Genomic DNA, 25,252 nt, shown 5'->3' on the forward strand with positions numbered 1-25,252 from the left:
AGCAGGGAGCATGAAACGTTCGCTTCGCATCGTGTTGGCCGGGTTCGCCGTGGGCTTTCCCCTGGGCGGGCAGTTGTGGATGATGCTGCATTTCGCCGAGGGCCTCACCCGCCTGGGCCATGAAGTGGTTTTCCTGGAGGACACCTCCAACTGGGCTTATCCCTTCGATCCGGTGCTCGGCTATCCCGTGGCCGAGTCCGCGCGTGGCCGCGAAACCGTAGACAGGATGTTCCGCCGTGCCGGACTGGGCGGACGCTGGGCCTACGTGAGCGAAATCGAGAAAACGATCTACGGCATGGACCGGGCGACCCTCGACCGCCATCTGGCCGAGGCCGACTTCTTCCTGAACGTCTCCGGGGTGTTGCCCCTCAAGGAAGAGTACTACCAGGCTCCGGTCAAGGCCGTCATCGACACCGACCCCGTCTTCACCCAGGTCAAGGTGGCGTCGGATCCCTGGACCCACGACTACTACAAACGCCACGACGTCTGCTTCACCTACGGCTACAACCTGCCCGGCGGCGCGACCGAAGTACCCCTGTCCGACGTGGACTGGAAGCCGTTGCTGCCGCCCGTGGTCCTGGACCACTGGCCCGTTGGGCAGGGCAGGGGTGAACGCTACACCACCATCGGCACCTGGGAGGCCCGGGACCGGGACGTGGAAATATGCGGCCGCCGGCTTTCCTGGCGCAAGAACGTCAAGTACGAGGCCATTCTCGACCTGGCCGAGACCCTGCGCGACATTCCCCTCGGCATGGCCATGAGCGGCATGTGCGACGACGCCTGGCGTTACGCGACCGCCGGCTGGGAAGTGCGCGACGCCCTGAACCTCTCGCGCGACCCGGACGTCTACCGCGACTACATTCGCGGCTCGCGCGGCGAGTTCACCATCGCCAAGGACCAGAACGTGGTGCTCAAAAGCGGCTGGTTTTCCGACCGCACCGCCACCTATCTGGCCGCCGGTCGGCCGGCGGTGGTGGAGGACACCGGATTCGGCGCGTATTTGCCCGTGGGCGAGGCGCTCTTCCCCTTCGAAGGCCGCGAAGGGGCCATCGAAGCCTTGCAAGCCGCCGAAATCGACCCCGAACGCGCCGGCCGGGTCGCCCGGGAGATCGCCGGGGACTACTTCGACAGCGACAAGGTGCTCACGGGGCTTTTGCGGGAGTGCGGGCTCGTGTGACGGCCGATTGCGACATTATGGAGGAAGCGGCTCGTAATTGATTGAAAACCGTTTGACTTGGGGCTAATAGGTCGCCGATGGCGGAAAAGACGATTCTTTTTGTCGCCCCGGCCCAGGCGGTGACCACTTTTTTCCCGTTCTTCAAGGACGCAGGGCTTGCCGTCGGCATCGTCGATTCCCTGCCCGCCGCCCTGGCCGCCATCCGCAAGTCCCCTCCCTGCCTGATCTTTTCCCAAGCCAAGATCGGCGTCTACACCGCCGAGGCCCTGCTCGGCGAGGCACAGAAAGAGCCCGGCTTTCCGCCGGTGATCGTCTTCACGGACCGGGGCACCGCCTCCGAGGCGGCGCGTTGCCTGGAACTCGGGGCCAAGGACTACTGGCTCGAGCCGCTGACCTGGGAGAAGATCCTGGCCGTGGTGCCGGGTGGGGAGACTGCCGCGCCGCCTCCAGGAGCTCCCGCGCCAGGGCCCGGCCATGGCGCGCCGCACGCCGCGCCCGACGTCGGTCAGACAGGGGACGCCGCCGGCAAGGGGTTCGCCATCGTCGGCGAACACCCGCTCATCCGCCGCGTGCTCGGTCTGGCCAGGCAGGTGGCCCGGTCCAAGGCCACAGTGCTCATTTCCGGCGAATCCGGCACGGGCAAGGAGATGTTCGCCCGCTACCTCCACGCCTGCTCCGACCGGGCCGACGGGCCGTTCGTGGCCATCAACTGCGCCGCGCTGCCCGAACACCTCCTCGAGTCCGAACTGTTCGGCCACGAAAAAGGCGCGTTCACCGGGGCCATCGCGCGCAAGCTCGGCAAGTTCGAGCTTGCCTCGGGCGGCACGCTCCTGCTCGACGAAATTTCCGAGATGGACCTGGGCCTGCAAGCCAAGCTCCTGCGCGTGCTCCAGGAAAGCGAATTCGACCGCGTGGGCGGCACCGAGACCGTGCACGTGGACGTGCGCGTGCTCGCCACCACCAACCGCCGCATGGAAGACGCCGTGGGCGAAGGCAAGTTCCGCCAGGATCTCTACTACCGCCTTAACGTCATTCCGCTCAAGCTTCCGCCGCTTCGCGAGCGCGGCGAGGACGTGCCGCGCCTGGCGCTCTATTTCGTGGACAAGTACCGCAAGGCCTACAACCTGCCGCGGCTGTCTTTCGCCGCCGACGCCCGGGAGTGGCTGCTCGGCTACGACTGGCCGGGCAACGTGCGCGAGCTGCAAAATCTCATGGAACGCGCCGTGCTGCTGGCCGGTTCCGGCCCCATCCGCAAGTCCCATTTCCTCCTCGACGGCGAGGGCTGGCAGGAGCAGGCCCCCGAGGAGGCTTTTGCCGCGCCTGATTCCGGGGGCGCCGTGAGCGCCGAGGACGCCGCCGGCGAGGACGCGGCCGGGGACGCCTTCGACCAGGCGGCCGCGGCCCGGCTCTTCGCGGCAGAGGGCGCGCCGGGCACGGGCGAGGTGGTGCCGCTTGACGTCATGGAACGCCACATGATCATCAAAAGCCTGGACCGCACCGAAGGCAACCGCACGCAGGCGGCCCAGCTGCTCGGCATCTCCGTGCGCACCCTGCGCAACAAGCTCAACGAATACCGCAAGCTCGGCATCGACGTCCCCTGATTTTCGATGGCATCCCCCGCGACCTACAACATCCTGATGTATTCCCACGACACCTACGGTCTGGGACATCTGCGCCGCACCATGGCCATCGCCGAGCACCTGCGCCAGCGCGGGGTCAATATCCTCATCCTCACCGGCTCGCCCCTGGCCGGGCGCTACGAGACGCCGGAAGGCGTCGATTTCGTGCGCATCCCGGGCATGATCAAGAAGACCAACGAGGAGTACCTGCCCCTTTCCATCAAGATCAACGCCCGCCATGCCCTGAACATCCGGCGCAACATCATCGTGGCCACGGCCAAGGCCTTCCAGCCCCACCTGTTCATCGTGGACAAGGCGCCCATGGGGCTGCGCCGCGAGGTCATCCCCACGCTCAAGTGGCTGAAGCGCCGCCTGCCGCGTACCCGCACCATCCTCGGGCTTCGCGACATCATGGACGACGCCGCCTCCACCACCCGCGAATGGGCCGAAAAGGGCGTCTACGACGTGCTCGAGCAGTTCTATTCGGAAATCTGGGTCTACGGAAACAAGGAGATCTACGACCCCATCACGGAATACGCCATCCCGCCGGTCATCAGCGACAAGATGGTGTTCACCGGCTACATTCCCCGCCACGTGCCCTCGCCCCAGTCCATGACGCAGGTGCGCCGCGAGGAGCGGTTCGGGGCCGGCGAGAAGCTGGTGGTGGTCACCACCGGCGGCGGCGGGGACGGCTATCCGCTCATGGACGCCTATCTCTCCATGCTGGAGCAGGGCGGCGCGCCGGCGCACCGGGCGATCTTCGTCTCCGGCCCCTTCATGCCCAAGCCCGAGCGCGAGGCCGTGGCCCGCCGCGCCGCACGCCAGCACGCCCGCTTCCACCATTTCTACCGGCGCATGGAGACGCTCATGGGTCTTGCCGATGCGGTGGTCACCATGGGCGGCTACAACACCACCTGCGAGATCCTCTCGCAGTGCATCCCGTGTCTTGTGGTGCCGCGCGAGGTGCCGCGCCTGGAGCAGCGCATCCGGGCCGAGGTCTTAAGCGCCCGGGGGCTCATCGAATTCCTGCCCTGGGACGCCCTGTCGCCCGAAGGCCTGCGCGACAAGCTGCGCCGCTTGCTCGGCGCGCCCGAGCCCTACAGGGAGGCCATGGCGCGCTTTCCCTTCACCGGGCTTTCCGTCATTTCACAGCGGGTCGGCGCGTTTCGCCGCGCGCCGTGCGGCCAGGACGCCGACGCCTGACGCGGGAGCGCATGGGGGGGGATGCCTCCGGCGGCCAGGAGGGGATGATCCCCCTGGACCTTCCCGACGGTGATGTCAACGGGACAGCTCGATTGCGGTGGCGTGCGTTTCGTTTTCGAGGAGCAGGCGCTTTTTGAAACGCGACGGCTGCGCTAACGGCCGAAAAAGACCGCCCAGAGCCCGAACAGGATGATGGCCGCGCCGCAGACGCGCTTGATGGCGCGCATCTGTGACAGCAGGCGCAGCCGCAGCAGTTTCCCGCCGAACGCGATGGCCGCCCACCAGACCATGGAGCCGCAAAAGACCCCCGCCACCACGGCCGAGGCCTCGCTGGCCCGCGCCTCGATCTGCCCCAGGCCGAAGCCCGCGAAGATGGCCAGGAACCCGACCACGGTCAGGGGATTGGTGAGCGTGAGCAAAAAGACGCTCACGAATGCGCCGGCGTAGCGCCGCTTGGGTATTTCGGCGGGTTTGGGCGCGCTTTTGGCGAAGCAGAGCCGCGCGCCCATGGCCACCAGGAACGCACCGCCCGCCGCCTGGAGCACGCGTGCGTTCGCCGCCAGGAAATCCGAGATGAACGTCAGGCCGAACGCCGCCACCGCCCCGTAGAAGGCGTCCGCCGCGGCCGCGCCCATGCCCGATAAAAGTCCCACGCGCAGCCCCATGGCGATGGCCCGTTGCAGGCAGAGCATGCCGACCGCGCCGAAGGGCATGGCGATGATCGCGCCGATGGCCAGCCCCTTGAGGAAAAAGGTGAGCATGGCGCAGGGGTACAGGGTTTCGGCAAGGGGAGCAAGGCGGCGCGGCGGGGGGCTAAGCCGTCTCCGCCGCGCGGGAAAGCGTCAGCCGGCAAGGCCCGCGAAAGTCGCGGTCTCGCGCTCGAACCCGAGCAGATCGATGTCCGCCGCCTTGAGGCCATAGGCCCCGAGCAGGCCGTGGATCTGGCCGCGGTGGTGGGTCTGGTGGTTGAAGAAGTGGTCGAGGCAAAGGGCCAGGGGCAGGGACATGGGTGTGCCTTCGGTGGTGACGTAATGGAGCGTCTCGCCGCAGCGTGCCGGGTCGAGCGCGCGGCAAAAGGCCAGGGCGCGCCGCTCCTCGACTTCGCGCGCGTTCCCGAGCGCGGCGAGGTCGGGGTAGGGCACAGCGTCAACCGTGGGCACGGGCGCGCCCTGGCCGGTGAAGCGGTTGAGCCACAGCCGGTCGGCCAGCACGAGATGGTTGGCGATGGCGAGGATGGAACCGAAATTGACGGCGCTCGGCGCGGCCAGGGTTTCGGGCGCAAGGGCCGCCATGGCGGCGTAAAGGCGTGCGTTGGCCCATTGGTTGTAGAGGGAGCGGCTGACGAAAAGGCGTTTCATGCGTCGGACTCCTCGCTTGCGGGAAGGCGGCAGAAGCCGTGATCCACGGTTTCCATGACGCGGGCGATGGTAGCGCGAAGGCTCGATTTGTCCACCGGTTTGGGCAGGTAGTCGTCCATGGCCGCGGCGAGGAAATGTGCCTTGTCCCCGGCCATGGCGTGGGCGGTCATGGCGACGATGGGCATGCTCGCCCTGGGCCCGTGGGCCTCTCGTTCCCGGATGCTCCGTGTCGCCTCCAGGCCGTCGAGTTCCGGCATCTGGATGTCCATGAGCACGAGGTCGAAATCCGCCTTGCCGCACGCGTTCACGGCCTCCCGGCCGTTTGCGGCCGCAACGACCGTATGCCCCATCTTTTCCAGCAGCCGCCGGGCCGCCAGGGCGCTGATGGCGTCGTCCTCGGCGAGCAGGATGCGCAGGCTCCGGCATGCTCCGGTCTCGTCGCGGGACGGGCACGGCGGGAGGACGCCGGCGGTCACGGGGATGTGCAGCGGCAGGGTGACATAGATGTCCGTACCGCGACCGTCCTCGCTGTCGATGGCGAGTTCCCCGCCGAGCAGCGTCGTGAGGCGCCTGACGATGGAAAGCCCGAGTCCGGCCCCGGGCGGGCCGTGGAAGCTGGCGCGCGGGCCCTGGGTGAAGGGCTGGCAGAGGTTCTCGAGCAGGGAGTTCGGAATGCCCGAGCCGCTGTCGGAGACCGTGCACAGCAGCCGTAGCGAATTTTCCCGGCGGTGCAGGGCCGCAATGGTCACGTCGACGCCGCCGCGCCGGGTGAACTTGATGGCGTTGCCGACGAGGTTGAACAGCACCTGCCGAATCCTGGTTTCGTCGCCGAGCAGGATCTCCGGCAGGCCGTCTTCCAGGCGGCAGGCCAGGGTCAGGCCTTTTTTCTCGGCGGCGACGCGGAAGAGGTCGTCGATGGCGGCGACGAGTTCCCGGGGAGCGAAGGGCGCGGCGGCCACGGGCAGTTTGCCCGATTCGACGCGGGAAAGGTCGAGGATGTCGTTGAGCAGCTGCGTCAGGCGGCCGGAGGCGGTGACGGCCATGGACAGGAGGCGCTGTTGCTCGGGCGACAGGGGCGTGTCCTCGATGGCTTGCAGCATGCCCAGGATGCCGTTTAAGGGCGTGCGGATCTCGTGGCTCATGTTGGCCAGGAATTCACTTTTGGTCCGGTTGGCAGCTTCCGCCTTTTTCCGGGCGGCCACGAGTTCCGCCTCGGTTTTCTTCTGGGCGGTGACGTCCTGGATAGTGCCGAAGACCTTTCTGTCGGCAGGGTCGTAGGTGGCGCGGGAGTGGATGTCGACGAGCACGCCGTCGGTCGGGCGGCGGATCTTGAAGAAAATGTCGTATCCGCCGCTTCCGTTCAGGATGCCCCGCATGGCCGCGTCGAGGGAGGCGCGGTATTGCGGCAGCGGGATTTCCTGGACGTCGCGCAGTATATAATTCCCGTCGGAGAGGCCGTAGATGCGCCGTGCGCCTTCGGAGGTGTAGAGCGACCCGTCCGCGACGTCGACCTCCCAGTTTCCCGTGCCGGCGACGATCTCCGCGCGTTGCAGGCGCTTCTTGCTTGCTTCCAGCTCTTTCGTTTTCTCTTCTATTTCATGTATCTTGATTCTGTTTTTTCTTTCGAGGACACCGACGATCAGGGCCATGGCCGGCATGGTGGCGATGAAAACGATGAGGCGGAGGGTATTGCGCTGGTCGTAGGTGAACCATCTTCCAGGTGTGGACCAATAGAAGAGGAGAAAGGCGAAGCACAGTGCCACGCTCAAAAAGCCGGATGGCAGTCCCCCCAGATAGGCGGACAGGACAATGGCGAGGGAAAGGAAAAGGGCGGGATTGGGAACCGTGATTCCCAGAATGAGGAACAGGGCCAGGATGCCGCAGATGCAGACGAGGAATGCCGGGCCGGCCAGGATTTTTTTCATGCGCGCGTTCTCGTGCACCATATCCTCTGCGTGGATGCTGCAACCCCTGCGCACTGCCATTGCGCATCGCCTGTCAAGAGAAAGACAAAAATCTTTCTAAAAATGTAACAGGGACGAGCCGCGAAAGGAAGAAAAAAGGGGGGGCGGAGCGGGTCGCGTCAGCGCGGGCAGTCGGCGAAAACGAGTTCGGGAAACGGCAGCGCCGCCAACTCCCTGGTCCGGGCGAGCAGGCGGGCAAGGGACGGGGAGAGGTTGGGCCCGAACCGGGCGCAACAGGCCTCCAGGGCGGGGAGCAGCGCGGCCGGTCCGGCAGGACGCGCGGCCTCGGCGCACAGCGCGGCCATGGTTTCGTCCCCTGCGGTGAGCAGCATTTCGAAGTGCTCTCGCCGTTTGTCGTCGCAGGTAAAGCGCATGGCCCTGGCCAGGGCCTGCCGGTTGTCCGGGGGGAGGGCGGCAAGCCGCGTGAACACGGCGTCCAGTCCCAGGCCGGGATGCGCCAGGGTGAAGGCCAGCAGACAAAGCGGGGCGTTTGTCGCGCCGGGGCATTGCAGGTCGTGAAGCAGCGCGTCACGGACCGCGGCAATGCACTGTTCCGCCGCCTGGTTGCCGGCGTTCCAGAAGGGGGCGGCCACGGCGTCGATGCGCGCGTCGAGGAGGGCGGGCGCGTCGCGGACGCCTTGGGCGAAGGCGTCGAGCCAGTCCAGAACGACGTTGTCCGCGGTGCGCCAGAAGGCCTTGCAGGCGTGGAACTGCGCCAGGAACCGGGCTTCGTGGGGCGTGTTGACGAGGTAGGGTTGCAGGGAGCCCAGCAGGAAGCGGTAGCGCTGGTACAGCCGGTAGGCCTCGTGTTCCGGGAGCGACCGGTAAAAAAGCCGGACGCATTCGTCGAACAGCGCACGCGTGGCCGCTTGCTCGAAAGCGTATTCCGTGATGCCGAGCCGGCGCGGCGCGTCGGGGGATTCCGTGACGCGGGCCTCGATGGCGGAGCCTTTGTAGCAGGTCAGTTTCGAGTTGACGGACTCCAGGGAGGCGAAATCGAGGCCGCGCATGGCCTGCAGGGTTTCGCGGGCCTCGGCGGAGGTGGTCCAGGGATCGAAGAAGATGAACCCGGGGTTGATGGTGATGCCGAGGCTGTTGAGGGTGTTTATCGCCTGCAGGTGTTCGGCCACGAGCTCCTTTTTCTGGTAGCGGTCGAGCACGGCCTGGGAAAAGGACTCGATGCCGAGGAACACCGCGCACAGGCCGGCCTTTTTGAGGAGCCTGAACACGGACTTGTCCACCGCCGCGGAGCGGCACATGAAGCCGAAACGGATCGGCGGCATCGTGGTCAGGACCAGCCGGGCGAAATGCTGTGCCCGGTTGTAGGACCCCGTGGTGTTGAGCAGGAAGTTGTCGTCCACGAAATAGAAGTGGGAGACGCCGTATTCCGTGTTGAGCCAGCGCATTTCCTCGACCACGTCCTCGATGTCGCGGGGCCGCCAGCGGCGGGAATTGGCCGGGCGGGGGATGCTGCAAAAGCCGCAGCGGTTGGGACAGCCGCGCGAGGCGGCAAGGCTCGCCTGCGGGTGCCTGGCGAGCTGCCAGGGCAGCATGTCGCGCGCGGGCCAGGCCAGGGCGTCCACGTCCAGGGGCGTGTCCTGGGACACTTCGAGCAGCGGCGTGTCCTCGCCCGCATCGAGACGCGCAAGCACGTCGCGCAGCAGAAGTTCGCCTTCGCCCCGGATGACGGCGTCCGGGGAAAATGCGGTCAGCGCGGCGCTGTCCAGGGTCGAGGGCAGGATGCCTCCGAGGATGATCTTGGCGTGGGGCACGGTTTCCCGGACGAGCTGTGCCGCCTGGACGCCGAAATGGGCGTTCATCGTGGTCAGGGACAGGCCGACGTAGTCCGGCCGCGCCGCGAGCAGGGCCTCGCGCAGCTGCGCCAAGGACCGGCCGAGGATGGGGCAGTCCCAGAGCAGGACGCGGTGGGTCGCGCCGCAGTGCTTGCGCACCGAACCGGCGAGGTAGCCGAGCCCCAGGTTTTCCAGGAAAAGCTGCGCGCCCACGTCGGGATTGGCGGGCGGATTGACGAGCAGGAGTGTTTTTTTTCCATCCATGACGAGGGTGTTCCCGGCGTACGCTGTCCGTTTCCGTGAAGAAGGCAGCCCAAGACAGCCTTGCAGGGCAAGTCGTTCCCGTCGGGAAATGGTTACGACGGCCAAGGAATCGGCAAGCCGGCGCGGGTGATCGCCGGGCGCGCCCGGCCTTGCCCTGGCCGGGGCGGCGCGCTAGCATGGGGACGGTTTCGCCCCGCCAGCGGAATACCGGCGAACCGCCAAGGAGTTTCCCATGTCCGTCCGCTACGTCCACACCAACATCATCGCCCGCGACTGGCGCGCGCTGGCTTCGTTTTACATCCGCCTCTTCGACTGCAAGCCCGTGCCGCCCGAGCGCGACCTCGCCGGCGACTGGCTCGACGCGGCGACCGGCATCGCCGGTTCCCACATCACCGGCATCCACCTGCGCCTGCCCGGCCACGGCGACACCGGCCCGACGCTCGAAATCTTTTCCTACGACGCCATGACCGACCATCCCGACATCGCCGCCAATACGCCGGGCTTTTCCCACATCGCCTTTCTCGTGGACGACGTGGACGCCGTTTCCGAGGCGGTCCTCGCCGCCGGCGGCGCGGCCGTCGGCGAAACGGCAAAGCGCGACGTGCCGGGCGTGGGGCGGCTGTCCTTTCGCTACCTGCGCGACCCCGAAGGCAACATCCTCGAGGTCCAGCGCTGGGACTAGGCCGCACGTCTTCCTGAATGGAGAGGGAATTGCCTTGAATTCCTGGTGATTCTCCCCGCGACACCGGCCCGCGCCCGTCGTTTCTCCTGATATCCCTGGCCCGTTTCCAGGCGTCGCCAGGTGCGCTATGACAACCCCGGCGGGGCTGCCCGCCCGTTCGTTTCATTTCTTACCCGAAAAGCGCCATGCCCGATTTCGTCCACCTGCACTGCCACACCGAATACAGCCTCCTCGACGGGGCCATCCGCATCGGCGACCTCGTCAAGACCGCGTCCTCCTTCGGCTCGCCGGCCGCGGCCATCACCGACCACGGCAACCTCCACGGTGCGCTCATCTTCTACGACTACGCCAAGAAGGCAGGCATCAAGCCCATCATCGGTTGCGAGGTCTACGTCACCCCGGGCAGCCGCTTCGACCGCGAGCCCAAGACCCCGCGCTACCATCTGGTGCTGCTCGCCCAGAACATGGTCGGCTACCACAACCTGCTCAAGCTCGTGACCTACGGCCACACCGAGGGCTTCCACTACAAGCCGCGCGTGGACAAGGAACTGCTCGGCAAATACGGCGAGGGCCTCATTGCCCTGTCCGCCTGCCTCAAGGGCGAGATCAACCAGAAGCTGCTGCGGGAAGGCAAGGACCAGGCCGTGGCCATGGCCCGGGAGTACATGACGCTCTTTCCGGACCGCTTCTACCTCGAGATCCAGGCCAACGGCATCCCCGAGCAGGCCACGGTCAACAACTTCCTGATCGAGCTGTCCGACCATCTGAAGCTGCCGCTCGTCGCCACCAACGACTGCCATTACCTGCACGCCGAAGACGCCGAGGCCCACGACGTCCTGCTGTGCATCCAGACGGCCGCCTGCGTGGACGACGAAAAGCGCATGCGCTTCACCACCAAGGACCTCTACTACCGCACGCCCGAGGAAATGGCCGCCGCCTTTCCCGACGTGCCGCAGGCGCTGGCCAACACCTGCGAGATCGCCGAGCGCATCGACCTCACGCTCAAGTTCGGCGACTACCATTTTCCGGTCTACAAGGCCCCGCCCGGCAAGTCCCTGGACGACGTCATGTCCGACATGGCCCGCGAGGGCCTGAAAAAGCGCCTAGCTAAAATGCCGGACGCGGACCCGAAGAAATACTGGGACCGCCTGGAGCTCGAGCTCGACGTCATCAAGCAGATGGGCTTCCCGGGCTATTTCCTCATCGTCCAGGACTTCATCAACTGGGCCAAGGACCACGATATTCCCGTCGGGCCGGGCCGTGGTTCGGCGGCCGGGTCGCTGGTGGCGTATTCGCTGCGCATCACCAACCTCGACCCCATGCCGTACGACCTCTTCTTCGAGCGCTTCCTCAATATCGAACGCGTGAGCATGCCCGATATCGACGTGGACTTCTGCGAACGCCGCCGCCATGAGGTCATCCGCTACGTCACCGAGCACTACGGCGCCGACGCCGTGGCGCAAATCACCACCTTCGGCACCATGAAGGCCAAGGGCGTGGTGCGCGACGTGGGCCGGGCGCTCGGCATGACCTTCGGCGAGACCGACCGCATCGCCAAGCTCATTCCCGAAGACCTCAAGATGACCATCGACAAGGCGCTGGAGCTCGAGCCCGAGCTCAAGGCGCTCATGCGCACCGATCCGCGCATCGCCCATCTGATCGACATCTCGCGCCGCCTGGAAGGCCTGGCCCGCCACGCCTCCACCCACGCCGCCGGTGTGGTCGTCTCCGACACGGCCATGACCGAGTACGTGCCGCTCTATAAGGGAAAAAACAACGAAACCGTGACCCAGTGGGACATGAAGCGCGTGGAGAAGTCGGGACTCGTCAAGTTCGACTTCCTGGGCCTCAAAACCATCACGGTCATCGACGACGCGCTCAAGATCATCAAGGAAATGGGGGAGGAGCCGCCCGATTTCGAAACCCTGCCCATGACCGATCCGGCCACCTACGAGCTGTTCAGCCGGGGCGACACCGACGGCATCTTCCAGGTGGAAAGCCAGGGCATGCGCAAATACCTGCGCATGCTCAAGCCCAACTGCTTTGAAGACCTGATCGCCATGCTCGCCCTCTACCGCCCGGGACCGCTCGGGTCCGGCATGGTCGAGCAGTTCATCCGCCGCAAGCACGGCCTGGACCCGGTCGAATATCCGCACCCGCTCCTGGAAGAGACCCTGAAGTCGACCTACGGGGTCATCGTCTACCAGGAACAGGTCATGAAGATCGCCCAGGTGCTGGCCAACTATTCCCTGGGCGGCGGCGACCTGCTGCGCCGGGCCATGGGCAAGAAAAACGCCGAGGAAATGGCCAAGCAGCGCGGCATCTTCGTCGAGGGCTGCGCCCAGAACAAGATCGAGGCCAAGAAAGCGAACGAAATCTTCGACTTGATGGAGAAGTTCGCGGAGTACGGCTTCAACAAGTCGCACAGCGCCGCCTACGCCCAGATTTCCTACCAGACGGCCTACCTGAAGGCCCACTACCCCGTGGCCTTCATGGCGGCGCTCATGACGTCGGATATGGAAAACCAGGACAAGCTCCTGCAATACATCGCCGCCTGCCGTGACAACGACCTCGAACTGCGTCCGCCCGACGTCAACGCCGGCTACCCCCACTTTTCCGTCAAGGACAACAAGATCCTCTACGGCCTCGCCGCCGTCAAAAACATCGGCCGCGACGCCGTGCTCGAAATCGTGGCCGAGCGCGAGGAAAACGGCCCCTTCACGTCGCTGCTCGATTTCACCAGCCGCGTGAACATGCGCAAGATCACCAAGCGCGTCATTGAATACCTGATCAAATGCGGCGCGTGCGACGGCTTCGGCTGCTCGCGCGCGGGCCTGCTCGCCGGCCTCGACCAGGCCGCGAGCCTCGGCCAGAAACGCGCTGCCGATAAAAACGACGGCCGCCTTTCGCTCATGACCCTCATGCCCGAAAAGCCCAAGCCCACCACGGGGCTGGGGCTTTCCTGTCCCGAGGCGGACATGCCCGAGATGCTCCACGAGCAGCTGATGGCCTACGAAAAAGAGGCGCTCGGCTTCTATCTCACCAGCCATCCGCTCCTGGCCTACGAACGGGACTTGCGCGCCATGCGCGCCACGACGCTCGCCCAGTGCGCCGGACTCGATCCCGGCGTCGAGGTCAAAGTCGCCTGCATCTGCGTCTCCACCAAGGAAATCATCACCAAAAAAGGCCAGAAAATGGCCTTCTGCAAGCTCGAAGACCACCTCGGCGGCGAGGCCGAAGCCGTCGTCTTCTCCGATTGCTACGCCGAATGCCGCGACCACCTCGCCGGCGATGCGCCGCTCTACCTCACGGCCAAGGTCGGCCAGTCCGAACAGGCCGAAGGCGAAGGCAAAAAACTCATCAAGCTGCAAGCCCAGCGCATCGATCCCCTGGCCAAGATCATCGGCGGCAGCGAGGAACCCGTGGAAATTATCGTCGCCTGTCCCGAGGAAAAACCCGTGCCCCTCGACCCCCTGGCCGATATCCTGCGCCGCTACCCCGGCCCCTGCGCCGTCCACCTCGTGCTCTCGCTGCCGCGGGCCGTGTGCCGGCTGCGCCTCGGACACGGCTACGGCGTCAAACGCTGCCCCGAACTGCGCCGCGAACTCGACGACTTCGAGCAGGGCGTGGGGGCGAGGCGGTAGGGGAAGCGGCGAGGCGAGGGGAGGGAGAGGAAAGGCGAAGAGGCCTCCGGCGGCCAGGAGGGGATGATCCCCTCCTGGACCTCCCCGACGGGGGGACGGATGCCGGGCGGGGATGCGGTCGGCGGGCGGTGTGTCGGGGTCTGTGGGCGCCAGCGGCGAAGCACCGCATGTGAAATGCAGGAAAGAGCGCTTCTCTTTCCGGAATCCATTGATTGGTGGCGCGGATGGGGCCGGGCTGGCTTTGCAGCCCGGCCCCATCCGCGCCACCAGGCAAGGGGGTCCGGGGGGGATTATCCCTCCCGGCCGCCGGAGGCATTCTTTATTATGACGAAACGCGGCATATGGCGGTTGACGGTGACGGAGGGGTTCTGCGCCTCCCATTGTTTGCGGGGCTACGAGGGGCCGTGCGAGAACCTGCACGGCCACAACTTCGGCGTCGAGGTCGTGGTCGAGGGTGAGCGGCTCGACCCGAAGGTGGAGTATCTGATCGATTTCAAGAAGCTGCGCGGGAAGCTGCGCGAGGTGCTGGCGTCCTTCGACCACAGGCATTTGAATGAGATCGCGCCGTTCGACGTGGAAAACCCTTCGTCGGAGAATCTGGCGCGCTTTGTTTACAGGGAGCTGGAGAAGGCTCTGGACGGCGAGGCGGCGCGGCTGGTGAGCGTTTCGGTTTCGGAAAAGGAAGCCAGCAAGGCGACCTACATGGAGCTCTAGACGATGCGGCTCGTGTTGCAGCGGGTGAGCGGCGCTTCGGTGACGGTGGCCGGGGAGGTCGTGGCGTCCATCGGGCCGGGTCTTCTCGTGCTGGTCGGCTTCGGCGGTGAGGACGGGCCGGATTTCGCAGAAGGGCCGCTGTGCCGGGCGCTTTTCGAGAAGGTTCTTGATCTGCGCATTTTCCCCGACGCTGCCGGCAAGCTCAATTTGAGCCTGCGCGAGACCGGGGGCGAGTTGTTGCTCGTGTCCCAGTTCACGCTGTATGCCGCCTGTCGCAAGGGGCGGCGGCCGTCCTTTTCCGATGCGGCCGCGCCGGATGTGGCGGCGGCGCTCTATGCGCGTTTCGTGGAGCTGGCGCGGCGGGCCTTGCCTGGCAAGGTCGCTTCGGGCGTTTTCGGCGCGGACATGGACGTGGCCCTGGTCAACCGGGGGCCGGTGACCATCGTCCTCGACAGCCGGGACTTCGCGGCCTCTTGACGGCGCGCGAGGTTTCGGCGCAAAGCGTAGTCAGGCTACGGCGGGGCGGCCCGCCGCAAACCATGGAGCAGGGCCTTGGAACAGGCGGCGGTCACAAAGGTCTTTCAGGCCATTTCCCATCCCGGCGACAGCCGCAAGCTGGCCAAGGAGGTGGTGGAGTATCTGGCGCGCGAGCACCTCGCCGACCCGGACGCCCTCCACGACCTGGACATCATCCTCACCGAAGCCTGCGCCAACGTCTGCCGCCATGCCTACGGCGGCGCGCCTGGCCGGCTGGAAGTGCGCCTGGCCGTGAACCCCCGCCACTGGGTCGAACTCGAGATCGTGGACTGGGGCAAGGGATTTGCCGGGGACGCGCGTTTCGAGAATCCCGGCCCCGAATCCGAAGGCGGGCGCGGCCTGTACATCATGCGCATGCTGTCGAGCCACTGCCGGGTGCACAAGCGCGACGGCGAGAACATTGTTTTCATTCATAAGGACATAGAGGCGACGCAGTGGAAAAGCTGACTCTTCAGCGCATCGGCAACGCGCTCATGCTGCACTACGTCGGGGAAATCACCCTGGAGATCACCGGCGACCTGAAACGGCGGCTCGACGCCGCCCTGGAAGGGGATGCCGTGGGCACGGTCGTCGTCGACCTCGGCGACGTCACCTTCATGGATTCCTCGGGCATCGGCTTTCTCGTTTCGGCCAACACCCGGATGCGCAGCGCCGGTCGCTCCTTTTTCCTCTACAGATTAAGCCCCCCCGTGGAAAAGACCCTGGGCCTCGTGCAACTGCTCCAATTCTTCCAGGTCCTTGCGGACGAAGCCGCGCTGACCGCCGCCTGCGGCCGATAGGAGCCCGGTGGCCGCCGCAGACATCGTCGCCACGCCCGTTGTCGCGGACGGGCGCGTGGTCGATGTCCGTCTGGAAACAAGCGGCAAGATCCTGAGTCTGGCCGGCCGTTTCGGGCCGGCGGCCGAGGAGCGGCTCGGGGCCGCGCGCGTGGCCGACGGCGGCGTGCCGGTTTTTCTCGGCGCGGGCCTTGGCGTGGCCGTGGCCGCCTGTCGCCGCGCCGGGCTGCCCGTTGTCGTGGCTGACCGGGATACGGCCGTAAGCGCCGCCACCGGCGTGCGCGCCGCCTGCGCCACCGATCCGGGCCTGTTGTGGGCCGACGACGCCGATCCCGCGGCAGCCGCCGCGCGGATCCGCGCTTTTGCCGCGGCCAAGGCTCCGGGCGAACCGCTTTATCCCGTCCAGCATCCGGTGCAGCGCCGTCTGGACCCGGCCTGGTACGCTTCGCTCGCCGCGCTGCTGGCCCCGCCGGCCGTCGCCGCGTCCGCCGCGCCGCACCGCCGCCTCTTCCCCAAGGCCATGCCCCGGGTGCTCTGCCTGACGAGCCGCTTTTTCCTGCTCGGCGAGGTGCTGCGCGCCTGCGAGCGCCTGGGCGCGCCGTGCCATTACCTGGAGACCGGGGACGAGCTCGACAAGGACGCCTTTGTGGCCATGGTGCGCACGGCCGTGTCCGGGTTTCGCCCGGACTGCGTGCTGACGGTCAACCACCTGGGCGTGGACCGCGAGGGCGTGCTGCTTGGGCTCTTGCACGAGTTGCGTCTGCCGCTCGCCTCCTGGTTCGTGGACAGCCCGGAGCTCACCTTGCCGCTCTACCGGCCGGCGGCCAACGAAGCAACCGTCCTTTTCACCTGGGACCGCGACAGCATCCCGCCCCTGGTCGCGGCCGGTTTCCCCCACGTCCACTACCTGCCGCTGGCCGCCGACGAGACGCGTTTCACCCCGCGCGCGCGTTGTGACGAGCCCCATCCCTGGCGCGCGCGCATCTCCTTCGTCGGCAATTCCATGTGGCGCAAGACCGCCATGCGCTTGGCCGCCGCCAGGCCGTCAAGGCGGCTTTTCGACGTGTTCGCCTCCCTGGCCGAGAGCTTCGCCGCCTCGCCCTGCCGGCTCGTGCGCGAGCATATGGAGCGCTCGCGCCCGGAGCTGCTGCCGGCCTATGCCGCGCTTGGCAGCACCGAACGCCAGCTCGCTTACGAAACGGCCGTCATCTGGGAAGCCACCCGGCGCTACCGCCAGGAGTGCCTGACGCGGCTGTTGGCGTTTACGCCCCTCGTGGTCGGCGACCCGGGCTGGCGCGACAGCCTGGACGGCGAGGGCCGCGACTGGCGCTACCTGCCGGAACTCGCCTATTACGACCAGCTGCCGGAATTCTATCCGCTCTCGGACATCAATTTCAACGCCACCAGCCGCCAGATGAAGGGCGCGGTCAACCAGCGGGTTTTCGACGTGCCGTCCTGCCGGGCGTTTCTTTTGACCGACGCCCGGGCGCAGATGGACAGCCTGTTCGAGCCAGGGCGCGAGGTGGCCGTCTACGACGACCCGGCCGAACTTCCCGAGCTCGTGGCGCGCTACCTCGCCGACGCCCCGGCGCGCGAGGCCATCGCCCGTGCCGGGCATCGCCGCGTCCTGGCTGAGCACACCTACCCCATGCGCCTGACGCAACTTTTCGACGTCATGCGCGAGACCTTCGGGGGCTAGGGGGGATGGTCGCGCCTGTGCCGCAACATATCGCGCCGCCGTTTGCCGGCCTGCCGCAGGACCTTGCCCGCCGGCTTCTGGTCGGCGGGTACGGCCCCGGGTTGGCACAGGCCCGGGACGCCGCCCTGGCAGCCGGGCCGCGGCATGCCGCCCTGGCCGACGCACTGGCGCGCGGCGTCTTCGAAGGTGCGCCGTTTTGGCCCGAGGCGGCGGCGCTCGTCCTTGCGCGCGACGCGGCCCGCCCCTTTCTGCCGCCCCCCCTGGCCGCAAGCGCCCGGGCCGTGGCCGCCGCGGCGCAGGCCCCCGCGCCGGACCCGTATTTCGACCGCCTGGCAGCGCGGCGTGACATTGCCAAGATGCTCGCCTACCTGCTTTCGCGCCACGAAAAAGCGCCGCAGGACCCGCTGCCGCTCTATCGCCTGTCCGTGTTCGCGCCCATGATCCTCGGGCCGGGCGGCGCGGGCGGGGAGCTTTTCGCCCGCGTCCGCGACGCGTTTGCCGGCCTCACCGGCGCGCTTGCTCCCCTGGGCGCGCTGACCGCGGCCGCGTGCGACCTGCTCGCCGGCCGGGCCGCCGCCGCGCGCGATGCCTGTCTGGCGCTTTTGCCCGCGTTTCCCGCCTGCGCCGCGCGCCAGCTTCTGGCCGAGGCCCTGCTGCGCCTGGGCGACCGGGACGGGGCCGTGGCCGCGCTTGCCGCCGTGGTCGCGGCGCGCCCCTGGGACGCGCTGGCCCTTGGCCGGCTGCACGATCTGGCCATGGGCGCGGACGCCGCCCATGCGCCGCTGCCGGGTACGCTTGCCGTGCTGCTCTATTCCTATAATAACGCCCGGCTCCTGGACGCGACCCTGGCCGCCCTGGCCGAAACGGAGGGAGCGTTCGCCCCGGCCGGCGGCGGGCCGCAATTTTTCGCCCTGGACAACGGCAGCGGCGACGACACGGCCGCCGTGCTCGCCGGCTGGCGGGAGCGCCTGGGCGGGCGGCTGCATGTCGTCCGGCTCCCCGTCAACATCGGCGCACCCGCGGCGCGCAATTGGCTGGCGAGCCTGCCCGAGGTGCGCGCGCGCGAGTTCGTGGCCTATCTCGACGACGACGCCCTCGCGCCGCCGGACTGGCTCGGCCGCCTGGGCGCGGCCGTGGCCGCCCATTCCGGTGCCGGGGTCTGGGGTTGCCGCATTGTCGGCCGCGACGCCCCCGCCTTCGTGCAGTGCGCCGACAGCCACATCTTTCCCACGCCGCGCCAGGGCGACGGCTTCGGCCGGGCCTTCGATCTCGCCAGCCCCTGGCTCGTCACCCCGGACTGGGGCCAGTACGCCCTGATGCGCCCCTGCGCCACGGTCACGGGCTGCTGCCACCTGTTCCGCACGGACGTGCTGGCCGAAACCGGCAATTTCGACATCCGTTTTTCGCCGACGCAGTACGACGACCTCGACCACGACCTGCGTCTGCTCCTTGCCGGCAAGGTTCCGGTCTGCCAGGGCCATCTGGCCGTGGTCCACGCCAAGGCCACGGGCGGGGCGGCGCTGCCGGGCGGGGCCAACTACGCGTTGGGTTTCGCCAACCAGTTCAAGCTCCACCACAAATACGACGATGCGGCCGTGAACCGGGCCGCGACCGCGGCCTTCGCCGCCCTGGCGGACGATGCCGTGGCCAAGCGCCGCCGGCTTTCGGAGATGGGCCTGGTTGCGGGGGAAGGGGAGGGTGCGCGTGGCTGCTGACGCCGCGCCCATCGCCGTCATCCAGACCCAGCGGATGGGCGACCTGATCCTCACGTATCCGCTGCTTCTGTGGCTGGCCCGGCGGTATCCGCGCCATCCGGTCACGGTGGTGGCCGAGCCGGATTTCGCCGCGCCGCTGGCCCCGATCAGCCCGCAGGCGGGCTACCTGCCGCTTGCGCGCGGCGTGGAGCTTTCGCGGCGCGAGCATTTCGCCGTGGTCAACCTGAGCATCCGCCCCGAGGCCGCGGCTCTGGCCGGGAGCATCCCGGCCGCCACCCGCCTGGGGCCGGTCGCCGACGCGGAAGGCGTCGTGCGCGTCGGCGGCGACTGGCAGCTCTACCGGGCGTCCGTGGTGCACAATAACCGCCACAACCGCTTTCATTGGGCCGAACTCAACGCCCTGGACCTCATTCCCGTCGCCGACATGGCGGCAACGTCCTGGCCCGCCCCCCGCGCCGGCGGCCCGGACCGGCGGCATGTCGGCGTGTTCGTGGGGGCGAGCGAGCGCGACAAGCGCCCCGGCCGCGCGTTTTTCGCCGGGCTCGTGCGGGAGCTCGTCAAACGGGGCCTCGTGCCGGTGCTGCTCGGCGGCCCGGGCGAAGTGGAACTTGGGGCGGACGTGGCGCGGCGCGCGGGCATTCCGGTCAGCAATTTGTGCGGCAAGCTGGGGCTCAAGGAACTGGCGCTTTTCGGCCAGGAACTGTCCCTGCTCGTCACCCCGGACACCGGGCCCATGCATCTGGCCGCCTGGACCGGGCTGCGCACGCTCAACATTTCCGTCGGCCCGGTCAGCGCCCACGAGACCGGCCCTTACCAGCCCGGGCACTACGTGCTGCGGCCGCGCATGTCCTGCCGCGGCTGCTGGGGCTGCGTGCGCGGCCGGCCCTATTGCCGCGAGCGCCTCGACCCGGCCCGGGTGGCCTATGTGGCCATGCGACTGGCCCGGGGCGAGGCGGGCAGGCTCGCCGGCGCGGCCGTGCCCGGTTACGAACTCTCCGAAAGCGCCCGCGATGCCCTGGGGCTCTATTCCCTGCGCCCCCTGCGCCCGCAGCCCGGCCCCGACGCCCGGGAAACGACGGGGATGTTCTGGCGTGCCATGTTCGGCTGGCTGTTCGGCGCCTGGGGCGAAGCCCCGGCCCGGGCCGCCTGGGACGCGCTCGTCGCGGCCCAGCCGCGCATGGGGGCGCATTTCGCCCGGGGGCTGGCCTCCCTGGCCGCGACCCTGCGCAAGGACGCCCGCGCCAATGTTGTGCCCGATACCAGCTTCGCCTTGGGGTTCGCGCCCTGCCTGCGGCCCCTGGCCGGATTCTTCGAGCGCGTGCTGCAAAACGGCGACGGTGACGCACCCTCCCGCCTGCGCTGTCTCGCGCTCCTCGAGCGCGTGGCCGCCCTGGCCGTCCACGCCTGATCAGGGCGGAAAAAAACTCCCTGCATTCTGGCAACAATTCTCGCTAACTCGTCGTAATATTGCCGTTTCGTCATTTGGAACGGCTCTTGAAGAATTCCGGGCGTCAGGAGGTCCGGTATGCAGATTCTTCCCCTCGTCACCGCACGCGATGCCTCTTCCGTCAATGGCGGAAGCCTGGACGCCGCGCTGACCAGCCGCAAGTCCGCGATGTTCGCAAGCCTGCTCGATAACGCCCGGGCCAGCGCAGCCACGAACTCCGGCACGTCCGTGACGGACACGGCCTCGGCCGGCAGCCTCGCCGCGACGACGTCGGAAGCGGGCGCGGCGCAGTCGGAAACGCGGGCGACAGGGCAGGATGCGGTTTCCGCCCACAGCGACGACGACCTCATGAACCTGCGCATGACGCGGGAAGATCTTGCCGCCCTGCGCGACGACCTCAAGAACCAGGGTTTCTCCGACGACGAACTGGCCGCCATGGAAACCAAGGTGGACAGCGAATCGGGCATGACCTGGGGCGAGATGATGCAGACCGTGGAAAAGAAGATTTCCAAGACCGAGAAGTCCTCCAAGAAGGAAATTTCCAACGACGACACCGTCCAACTGCTGGGCCTTTTCGGCAAGCTCGGCTTCACCGCCGAGCAGTCCCAGAAGATGATCGATTCCCTGGCAGCCGGCGACACCCAGTCCGTGCTTTCGGCCATAGACGCCAAGGTCGCGGAACATGGCGCAGACACCTCGGTGAGCCTCGGTTCCGACGAAATGAAGGCCCTTGGCCGGGCCATGAATCTCTCCGACGAGGCGCAATCGCGCCTGGCCGCGCTGTTCGACAATTCGAGCGCCTCCTCCGGTCTTTCCGGCCAGGGCCTGACCACGGCGTTCGGCCTGGTCAAAAACGAACTGCTCGCCCAGCTCCACCAGGAAAACCAGGCAATGGCCGAATTCCGCCAGTCCGCCGCCAAGGTCATGGACCAGGCTTGGCTGCGCGAATCGGGCAAGCTCAACGCCGGCCTGCACAACGACGACGTGGCCCGCAAGGCCGCCCAGGCCGTGGCCATGGGCGAAGCGGTGGGCGCGAAGAAGAGCGAAACCCCGACGGCCGCGACCCAGGGCGTCGATGTGCTCGCCGACGTACCCAAGCAGGGCCAGGGCGTCGCATCCAAGGCCGCCGCTTCTTCCGAGAGTGGCACCACGACGGAACTGCATGGTCGGGCCGGGGCCGTGGCCGCCGAACAGGCCGGCCTTGCCGGGCAGGGCGAGAACGCCGCGCAGGCCGGGCAGACCGCCGACGCGGGGCAGGTGCGCCAGGACGCGGGCGGCAAGACCGCCGGCCAGGCGACGCAGCTTGCCTCCGATCAAAACGCCGCCGGCCAGAATGCCGGCCAGAATGCCGGGCAGAGCGGGCAACAGGGCGGCGCGGCAGGCGGCTTCTCCCACCAGACCGGCCAGGAAGGCGCATGGGCCGAACTGGCGGGCAAGATTCGCATGGAAAAGGGCGCGGGAACCGCCGCCGGCGGGACAGCGACCGGCGCGAACGGCCAGACCGCGGCGACCATGGCCGCCATGGACGCGGTCAATGCCCAGACGGCCGGCAAGACCACGGGCAAGGCGTTCGACGCCGCCATGGCCGCCCGCGTGGCGCGCCAGGTCGAGACCGGCATCCTGCGCAACGTCGGCCAGGACGCCAAGCAGCTCACCCTGGAACTGACGCCCGAAGACCTCGGCAAGCTGAGCGTCACACTGACCGTCAAGGACAAGGAAGTCCGTGCCGTCATCGCGGCGGACAAGGCCGACACCGCGGCCATGCTCAACGAGCAGGCGGCCAAGATCAAGCAGACCCTCGAGGACCAGGGCTTCAAGGTGACCAAGCTCGAAGTGCAGACGGGCATCGCCAAGGACAACCAGAACGCCTGGCAAAGCCCCGAACAGCACAACATGGCCCGCGAGCAGCGCGAGTCGGCAGAACGCATGCGTTCCGGCCAGCGGCTGCTCCAGGGCGGCGTGTCCGATTTCACCGGCGACGGCGACGGCTTCGTGCCTCCCACCACCGCCGGCCGTGCCCAGGGCCTCGATCTTTTTGCCTAACGTGGGGAGAACGTCATGAGTTACGTCAGCAGCCTTCTTGGCACCAGCAGCGCATCGAGCTCGTCCGCGTCCAAGTCGAGCGCCAATTCCCTGGGGCAGGACGCCTTCCTGCAACTGCTCGTCACCCAGCTGCAGTACCAGGATCCGCTCAGCCCCATGGACGACAAGGAATTTGTGGCTGAACTCGCCCAGTTCTCGAGCCTTGAGCAGCTCACCGAAATCAACACCGGCATTGAGAACCTCGCCTCCGTCGGCGAGACGCAGCAGCTCATGGGCGCGGTCAACTTCATCGGCAAGGAGATCGAAGCCACGGGTACGGCCGTGGGCCTCACCAAGGGCAAGGCCACCCCCGTGACCTTCACGCTGCCGAGCGACTCGGAAACCTGCCTGGTCAACGTCCTGGACAGCGCGGGACAGACCGTGCGCACCGTGGACCTCGGGGCCACCAAGGCCGGCGAAGTCGAATTCACCTGGGACGGCAAGGACTACGACGGCAACGTCATGGAAGACGGCCAGTACCAGGTGGCGATGACCGCCACCGACGCCGACGGCAACATCTTGAAGACTACCTCGACCATGACCGGTACGGTGACGGGCATCAAGCAGGAAAAGGGTACGTACTACCTCGATATCGGCAACAACAGGTATGTGGCCTTCTCGGACATCACCAATGTCATCAATGAAACGTCGAGCTCAAGCGATACGGGTTCCTGAGCTGCGCCGGGCATAGACGCAAAGGGGGAATACTATGGGAGTCGGACTTGGAACAGCGATGTGGTCGGGTGTTTCCGGCCTGCAGGCGAACTCGACGCGGATGACCACCATCGGCAACAATTTGTCCAATACCAACACGATCGGCTTCAAGGGCGCGCGCGCGGACTTCATGGACCTCATGAGCGCCTCCATCGGCACCGCCGCCGGTGTGGGTCAGGTCGGGCGTGGCGTGCGCGTGGGCGCCATCGTCAACGATTTTTCCCAGGGTGGCTTGGAAACGACCAGCGAAAACCTGGACATGGCCATCAGCGGCAACGGCTTCTTCATGGTCAAGCAGAAGAGTCAGGTCGGGTCCAACGGCAAGATGCTCAACACCGGCAACACTACGACCTATTATACCAGGGCCGGCGACTTCAGCTTCGACAAGAGCGGCTATCTCACTACGCCCACGGGCTTTGCCGTGCAGGGCTGGAAGGTGGACCAGGACAAGATCGATTCCGCCACGGCCTCGGGCACGACGCTCAGCCAGACGCCGGTCGCGGGAGAAATCCAGGACATCGTGCTGGATTCCTACTCCAGTCCGGCCAAGGCCACCACCAACGTCACGGTCATCACCAACCTGGATTCCGACTCTAAGGGCGCCGCCACCCGCGATCCCGCGCAAAACGATTATTTCTACGCCATGAGCGAGAGCTGGGACGGCACGACAAGCCCGGCCATGTCCTCGGACAACTACACCTACCAGACCACGCTCAAGGTGTACGACGCCAACGGCTCGCCCCATGTCCTGACCACGTATTACGACAAGGTCATGCGGGACAACGGCAGCGAGTACTGGGAGTACGCCGTGACCTGCGATCCCTCCGAGGACGGGCGGGTGGACGCCAACGGCGATGCCCTCTATCCGAACTCCAAGGAAGCGGGCCTGCTCATGGTCGGTACCATGACCTTCGATTCCTCGGGGTCCATGACCAACATGAGCTCTTATACGCTGACCAGCACGTACACCAACTCCACGACCTTCAATGCGACCGACTGGGGCGTTGCCCAGACCTCCAACGGCTATCCCACGCTCACGGCGAACTTCAAGGGCGTCTCCAACGCCAGCTTCACCGACCAGAGCAATGCCACCCCGATTACTTTCAACCTGGGCATGCGCAACATGAGTGGCTTCACCGACCCCACGGGCACCGGCAACCTGTCCGGCGTTACGCAAAACGACCCCAGCACCCTGGCCTACTTCGATCCGGCGACGCTCAAGATCAACAGCAACGTCACCACCAACTACGCGACGTCCTCCTCCACCGTGTTCAGCTCGCAAAACGGCTACACGGCGGGTCTGCTCACCAGCGTCTCCGTGGATGCCGACGGCGTGCTTACCGGCAGTTTCTCCAACGGACAGACGCTCCAGCTGTGGGTGCTGGCTCTGTCCAATTTCACCAACCTCCAGGGCCTCAGCCGCGAGGGCAACAACCTCTACAAGGCCACCCTCGATTCGGGGCAGGGCACCACCAACCGGGCTAACACCGGCTCCGTGGGCTCGATCTCCGGCAACACCCTGGAATCGTCCAACGTGGACATGGCCACGGAGATGGTGAACATGATCGTGACCCAGCGCGGTTTCGAAGCCAACAGCAAGACGATCACCACCGTGGACTCCATGCTCTCCGAGGTCATCCAGCTCAAGCGCTAGCGCCGCATTCCCCCGATGCGCCAAGGCCGCCCCCGTAAGGGAGGCGGCCTTTCTGTTTGCGGCTGCGGAAAAGCTTGCAGGCGTGTCCGGCACGGCGTCGCCGTCCGCGGGCGAGAACGCGGGGAGTTTGGCGTTGGGCGCGGTAGATTTTGCCTAAGGGATGCCGTACACGATCCTAATATGCTGATATTTAAAAATAATATTGATTTG

Annotated in this window: 19 protein-coding genes; 15 read left to right on the plus strand and 4 right to left on the minus strand. The window is 67.0% G+C overall.

Features of this window, described 5'->3' with window-relative positions; genetic code table 11:
* Positions 1-10: 10 nt before the first annotated feature.
* The 3 genes from Q368_RS0105180 (at position 11) to Q368_RS0105190 (ending at position 3,999) form a co-directional block, all read left to right on the plus strand.
* Positions 11-1,177 (plus strand): hypothetical protein, encoded by a 1,167-nt coding sequence (locus Q368_RS0105180; protein ID WP_029457865.1) that lies wholly within the window; start codon positions 11-13, stop codon positions 1,175-1,177.
* A 77-nt stretch (positions 1,178-1,254) separates the two neighbouring features.
* Positions 1,255-2,778, plus strand: coding sequence for a sigma-54 dependent transcriptional regulator (locus Q368_RS0105185; protein WP_029457867.1), 1,524 nt, complete (start codon positions 1,255-1,257; stop codon positions 2,776-2,778).
* Positions 2,779-2,784: 6 nt separating this feature from the next.
* Positions 2,785-3,999: a glycosyltransferase family protein gene (locus Q368_RS0105190; RefSeq protein ID WP_029457869.1), complete on the plus strand. Its 1,215-nt coding sequence runs from the start codon at positions 2,785-2,787 to the stop codon at positions 3,997-3,999.
* 152 nt (positions 4,000-4,151) lie between these two features.
* Here Q368_RS0105190 and Q368_RS0105200 read toward each other — a convergent pair whose 3' ends face one another.
* The 4 genes from Q368_RS0105200 to Q368_RS0105215 all read right to left on the minus strand — a co-directional run bounded on the left by Q368_RS0105200 (position 4,152) and on the right by Q368_RS0105215 (position 9,378).
* Positions 4,152-4,760 carry a LysE family translocator gene (locus Q368_RS0105200; RefSeq protein WP_029457870.1) on the minus strand — a complete coding sequence of 203 codons (609 nt, stop codon included), beginning with the start codon at positions 4,758-4,760 and terminating at the stop codon, positions 4,152-4,154.
* 81 nt (positions 4,761-4,841) lie between these two features.
* Entirely contained in the window at positions 4,842-5,357 is a 516-nt protein-coding gene (locus Q368_RS0105205) for a DinB family protein (RefSeq protein ID WP_029457872.1), read from the minus strand.
* Entirely contained in the window at positions 5,354-7,282 is a 1,929-nt protein-coding gene (locus Q368_RS23750; RefSeq protein WP_162179627.1) for a response regulator, read from the minus strand. Before Q368_RS23750 ends, Q368_RS0105205 begins: the two co-directional genes overlap by 4 nt.
* Positions 7,283-7,440: 158 nt before the next feature.
* Positions 7,441-9,378 (minus strand): B12-binding domain-containing radical SAM protein, encoded by a 1,938-nt coding sequence (locus Q368_RS0105215; protein ID WP_052360032.1) that lies wholly within the window; start codon positions 9,376-9,378, stop codon positions 7,441-7,443.
* 232 nt (positions 9,379-9,610) lie between these two features.
* Here Q368_RS0105215 and Q368_RS0105220 point away from each other — a divergent pair, with 232 nt between their 5' ends.
* The 12 genes from Q368_RS0105220 (at position 9,611) to Q368_RS0105275 (ending at position 25,042) form a co-directional block, all read left to right on the plus strand.
* Positions 9,611-10,060: a VOC family protein gene (locus Q368_RS0105220; protein WP_029457877.1), complete on the plus strand. Its 450-nt coding sequence runs from the start codon at positions 9,611-9,613 to the stop codon at positions 10,058-10,060.
* A 185-nt stretch (positions 10,061-10,245) separates the two neighbouring features.
* Positions 10,246-13,704 (plus strand): DNA polymerase III subunit alpha, encoded by a 3,459-nt coding sequence (gene dnaE, locus Q368_RS0105225; protein WP_029457879.1) that lies wholly within the window; start codon positions 10,246-10,248, stop codon positions 13,702-13,704.
* A 324-nt stretch (positions 13,705-14,028) separates the two neighbouring features.
* Positions 14,029-14,418 carry a 6-carboxytetrahydropterin synthase gene (locus tag Q368_RS0105230; RefSeq protein ID WP_029457880.1) on the plus strand — a complete coding sequence of 130 codons (390 nt, stop codon included), beginning with the start codon at positions 14,029-14,031 and terminating at the stop codon, positions 14,416-14,418.
* Positions 14,419-14,421: 3 nt separating this feature from the next.
* A complete protein-coding gene (dtd, locus tag Q368_RS0105235) occupies positions 14,422-14,895 on the plus strand; it encodes a D-aminoacyl-tRNA deacylase (protein ID WP_029457882.1) in 474 nt (157 codons plus the stop codon).
* Positions 14,896-14,970: 75 nt separating this feature from the next.
* Entirely contained in the window at positions 14,971-15,402 is a 432-nt protein-coding gene (locus Q368_RS0105240) for an ATP-binding protein (RefSeq protein ID WP_029457884.1), read from the plus strand.
* Positions 15,390-15,734, plus strand: coding sequence for an STAS domain-containing protein (locus tag Q368_RS0105245; RefSeq protein ID WP_029457885.1), 345 nt, complete (start codon positions 15,390-15,392; stop codon positions 15,732-15,734). The genes Q368_RS0105240 and Q368_RS0105245 overlap by 13 nt, the downstream gene beginning before the upstream one ends.
* Positions 15,735-15,741: 7 nt before the next feature.
* Complete coding sequence (locus Q368_RS0105250) at positions 15,742-17,430, plus strand: CgeB family protein (RefSeq protein ID WP_043785055.1); 1,689 nt, start codon at positions 15,742-15,744, stop codon at positions 17,428-17,430.
* Between the two features lie 17 nt (positions 17,431-17,447).
* Positions 17,448-19,145 carry a glycosyltransferase family 2 protein gene (locus Q368_RS0105255; RefSeq protein WP_245611286.1) on the plus strand — a complete coding sequence of 566 codons (1,698 nt, stop codon included), beginning with the start codon at positions 17,448-17,450 and terminating at the stop codon, positions 19,143-19,145.
* Positions 19,135-20,553, plus strand: coding sequence for a glycosyltransferase family 9 protein (locus Q368_RS0105260; RefSeq protein WP_029457890.1), 1,419 nt, complete (start codon positions 19,135-19,137; stop codon positions 20,551-20,553). Before Q368_RS0105255 ends, Q368_RS0105260 begins: the two co-directional genes overlap by 11 nt.
* A 117-nt stretch (positions 20,554-20,670) precedes the next feature.
* The gene (locus Q368_RS0105265) at positions 20,671-22,635 is read left to right on the plus strand and encodes a flagellar hook-length control protein FliK (RefSeq protein ID WP_029457892.1); all 1,965 of its coding nucleotides are present in this window, start codon (positions 20,671-20,673) and stop codon (positions 22,633-22,635) included.
* A gap of 15 nt (positions 22,636-22,650) precedes the next feature.
* Positions 22,651-23,349 (plus strand): flagellar hook assembly protein FlgD, encoded by a 699-nt coding sequence (locus Q368_RS0105270; RefSeq protein WP_029457894.1) that lies wholly within the window; start codon positions 22,651-22,653, stop codon positions 23,347-23,349.
* Between the two features lie 34 nt (positions 23,350-23,383).
* Complete coding sequence (locus tag Q368_RS0105275) at positions 23,384-25,042, plus strand: flagellar hook protein FlgE (RefSeq protein WP_029457895.1); 1,659 nt, start codon at positions 23,384-23,386, stop codon at positions 25,040-25,042.
* Positions 25,043-25,252: the final 210 nt, after the last annotated feature.

The organism is Solidesulfovibrio alcoholivorans DSM 5433 (assembly GCF_000702665.1).
Classification (GTDB): domain Bacteria; phylum Desulfobacterota; class Desulfovibrionia; order Desulfovibrionales; family Desulfovibrionaceae; genus Solidesulfovibrio; species Solidesulfovibrio alcoholivorans.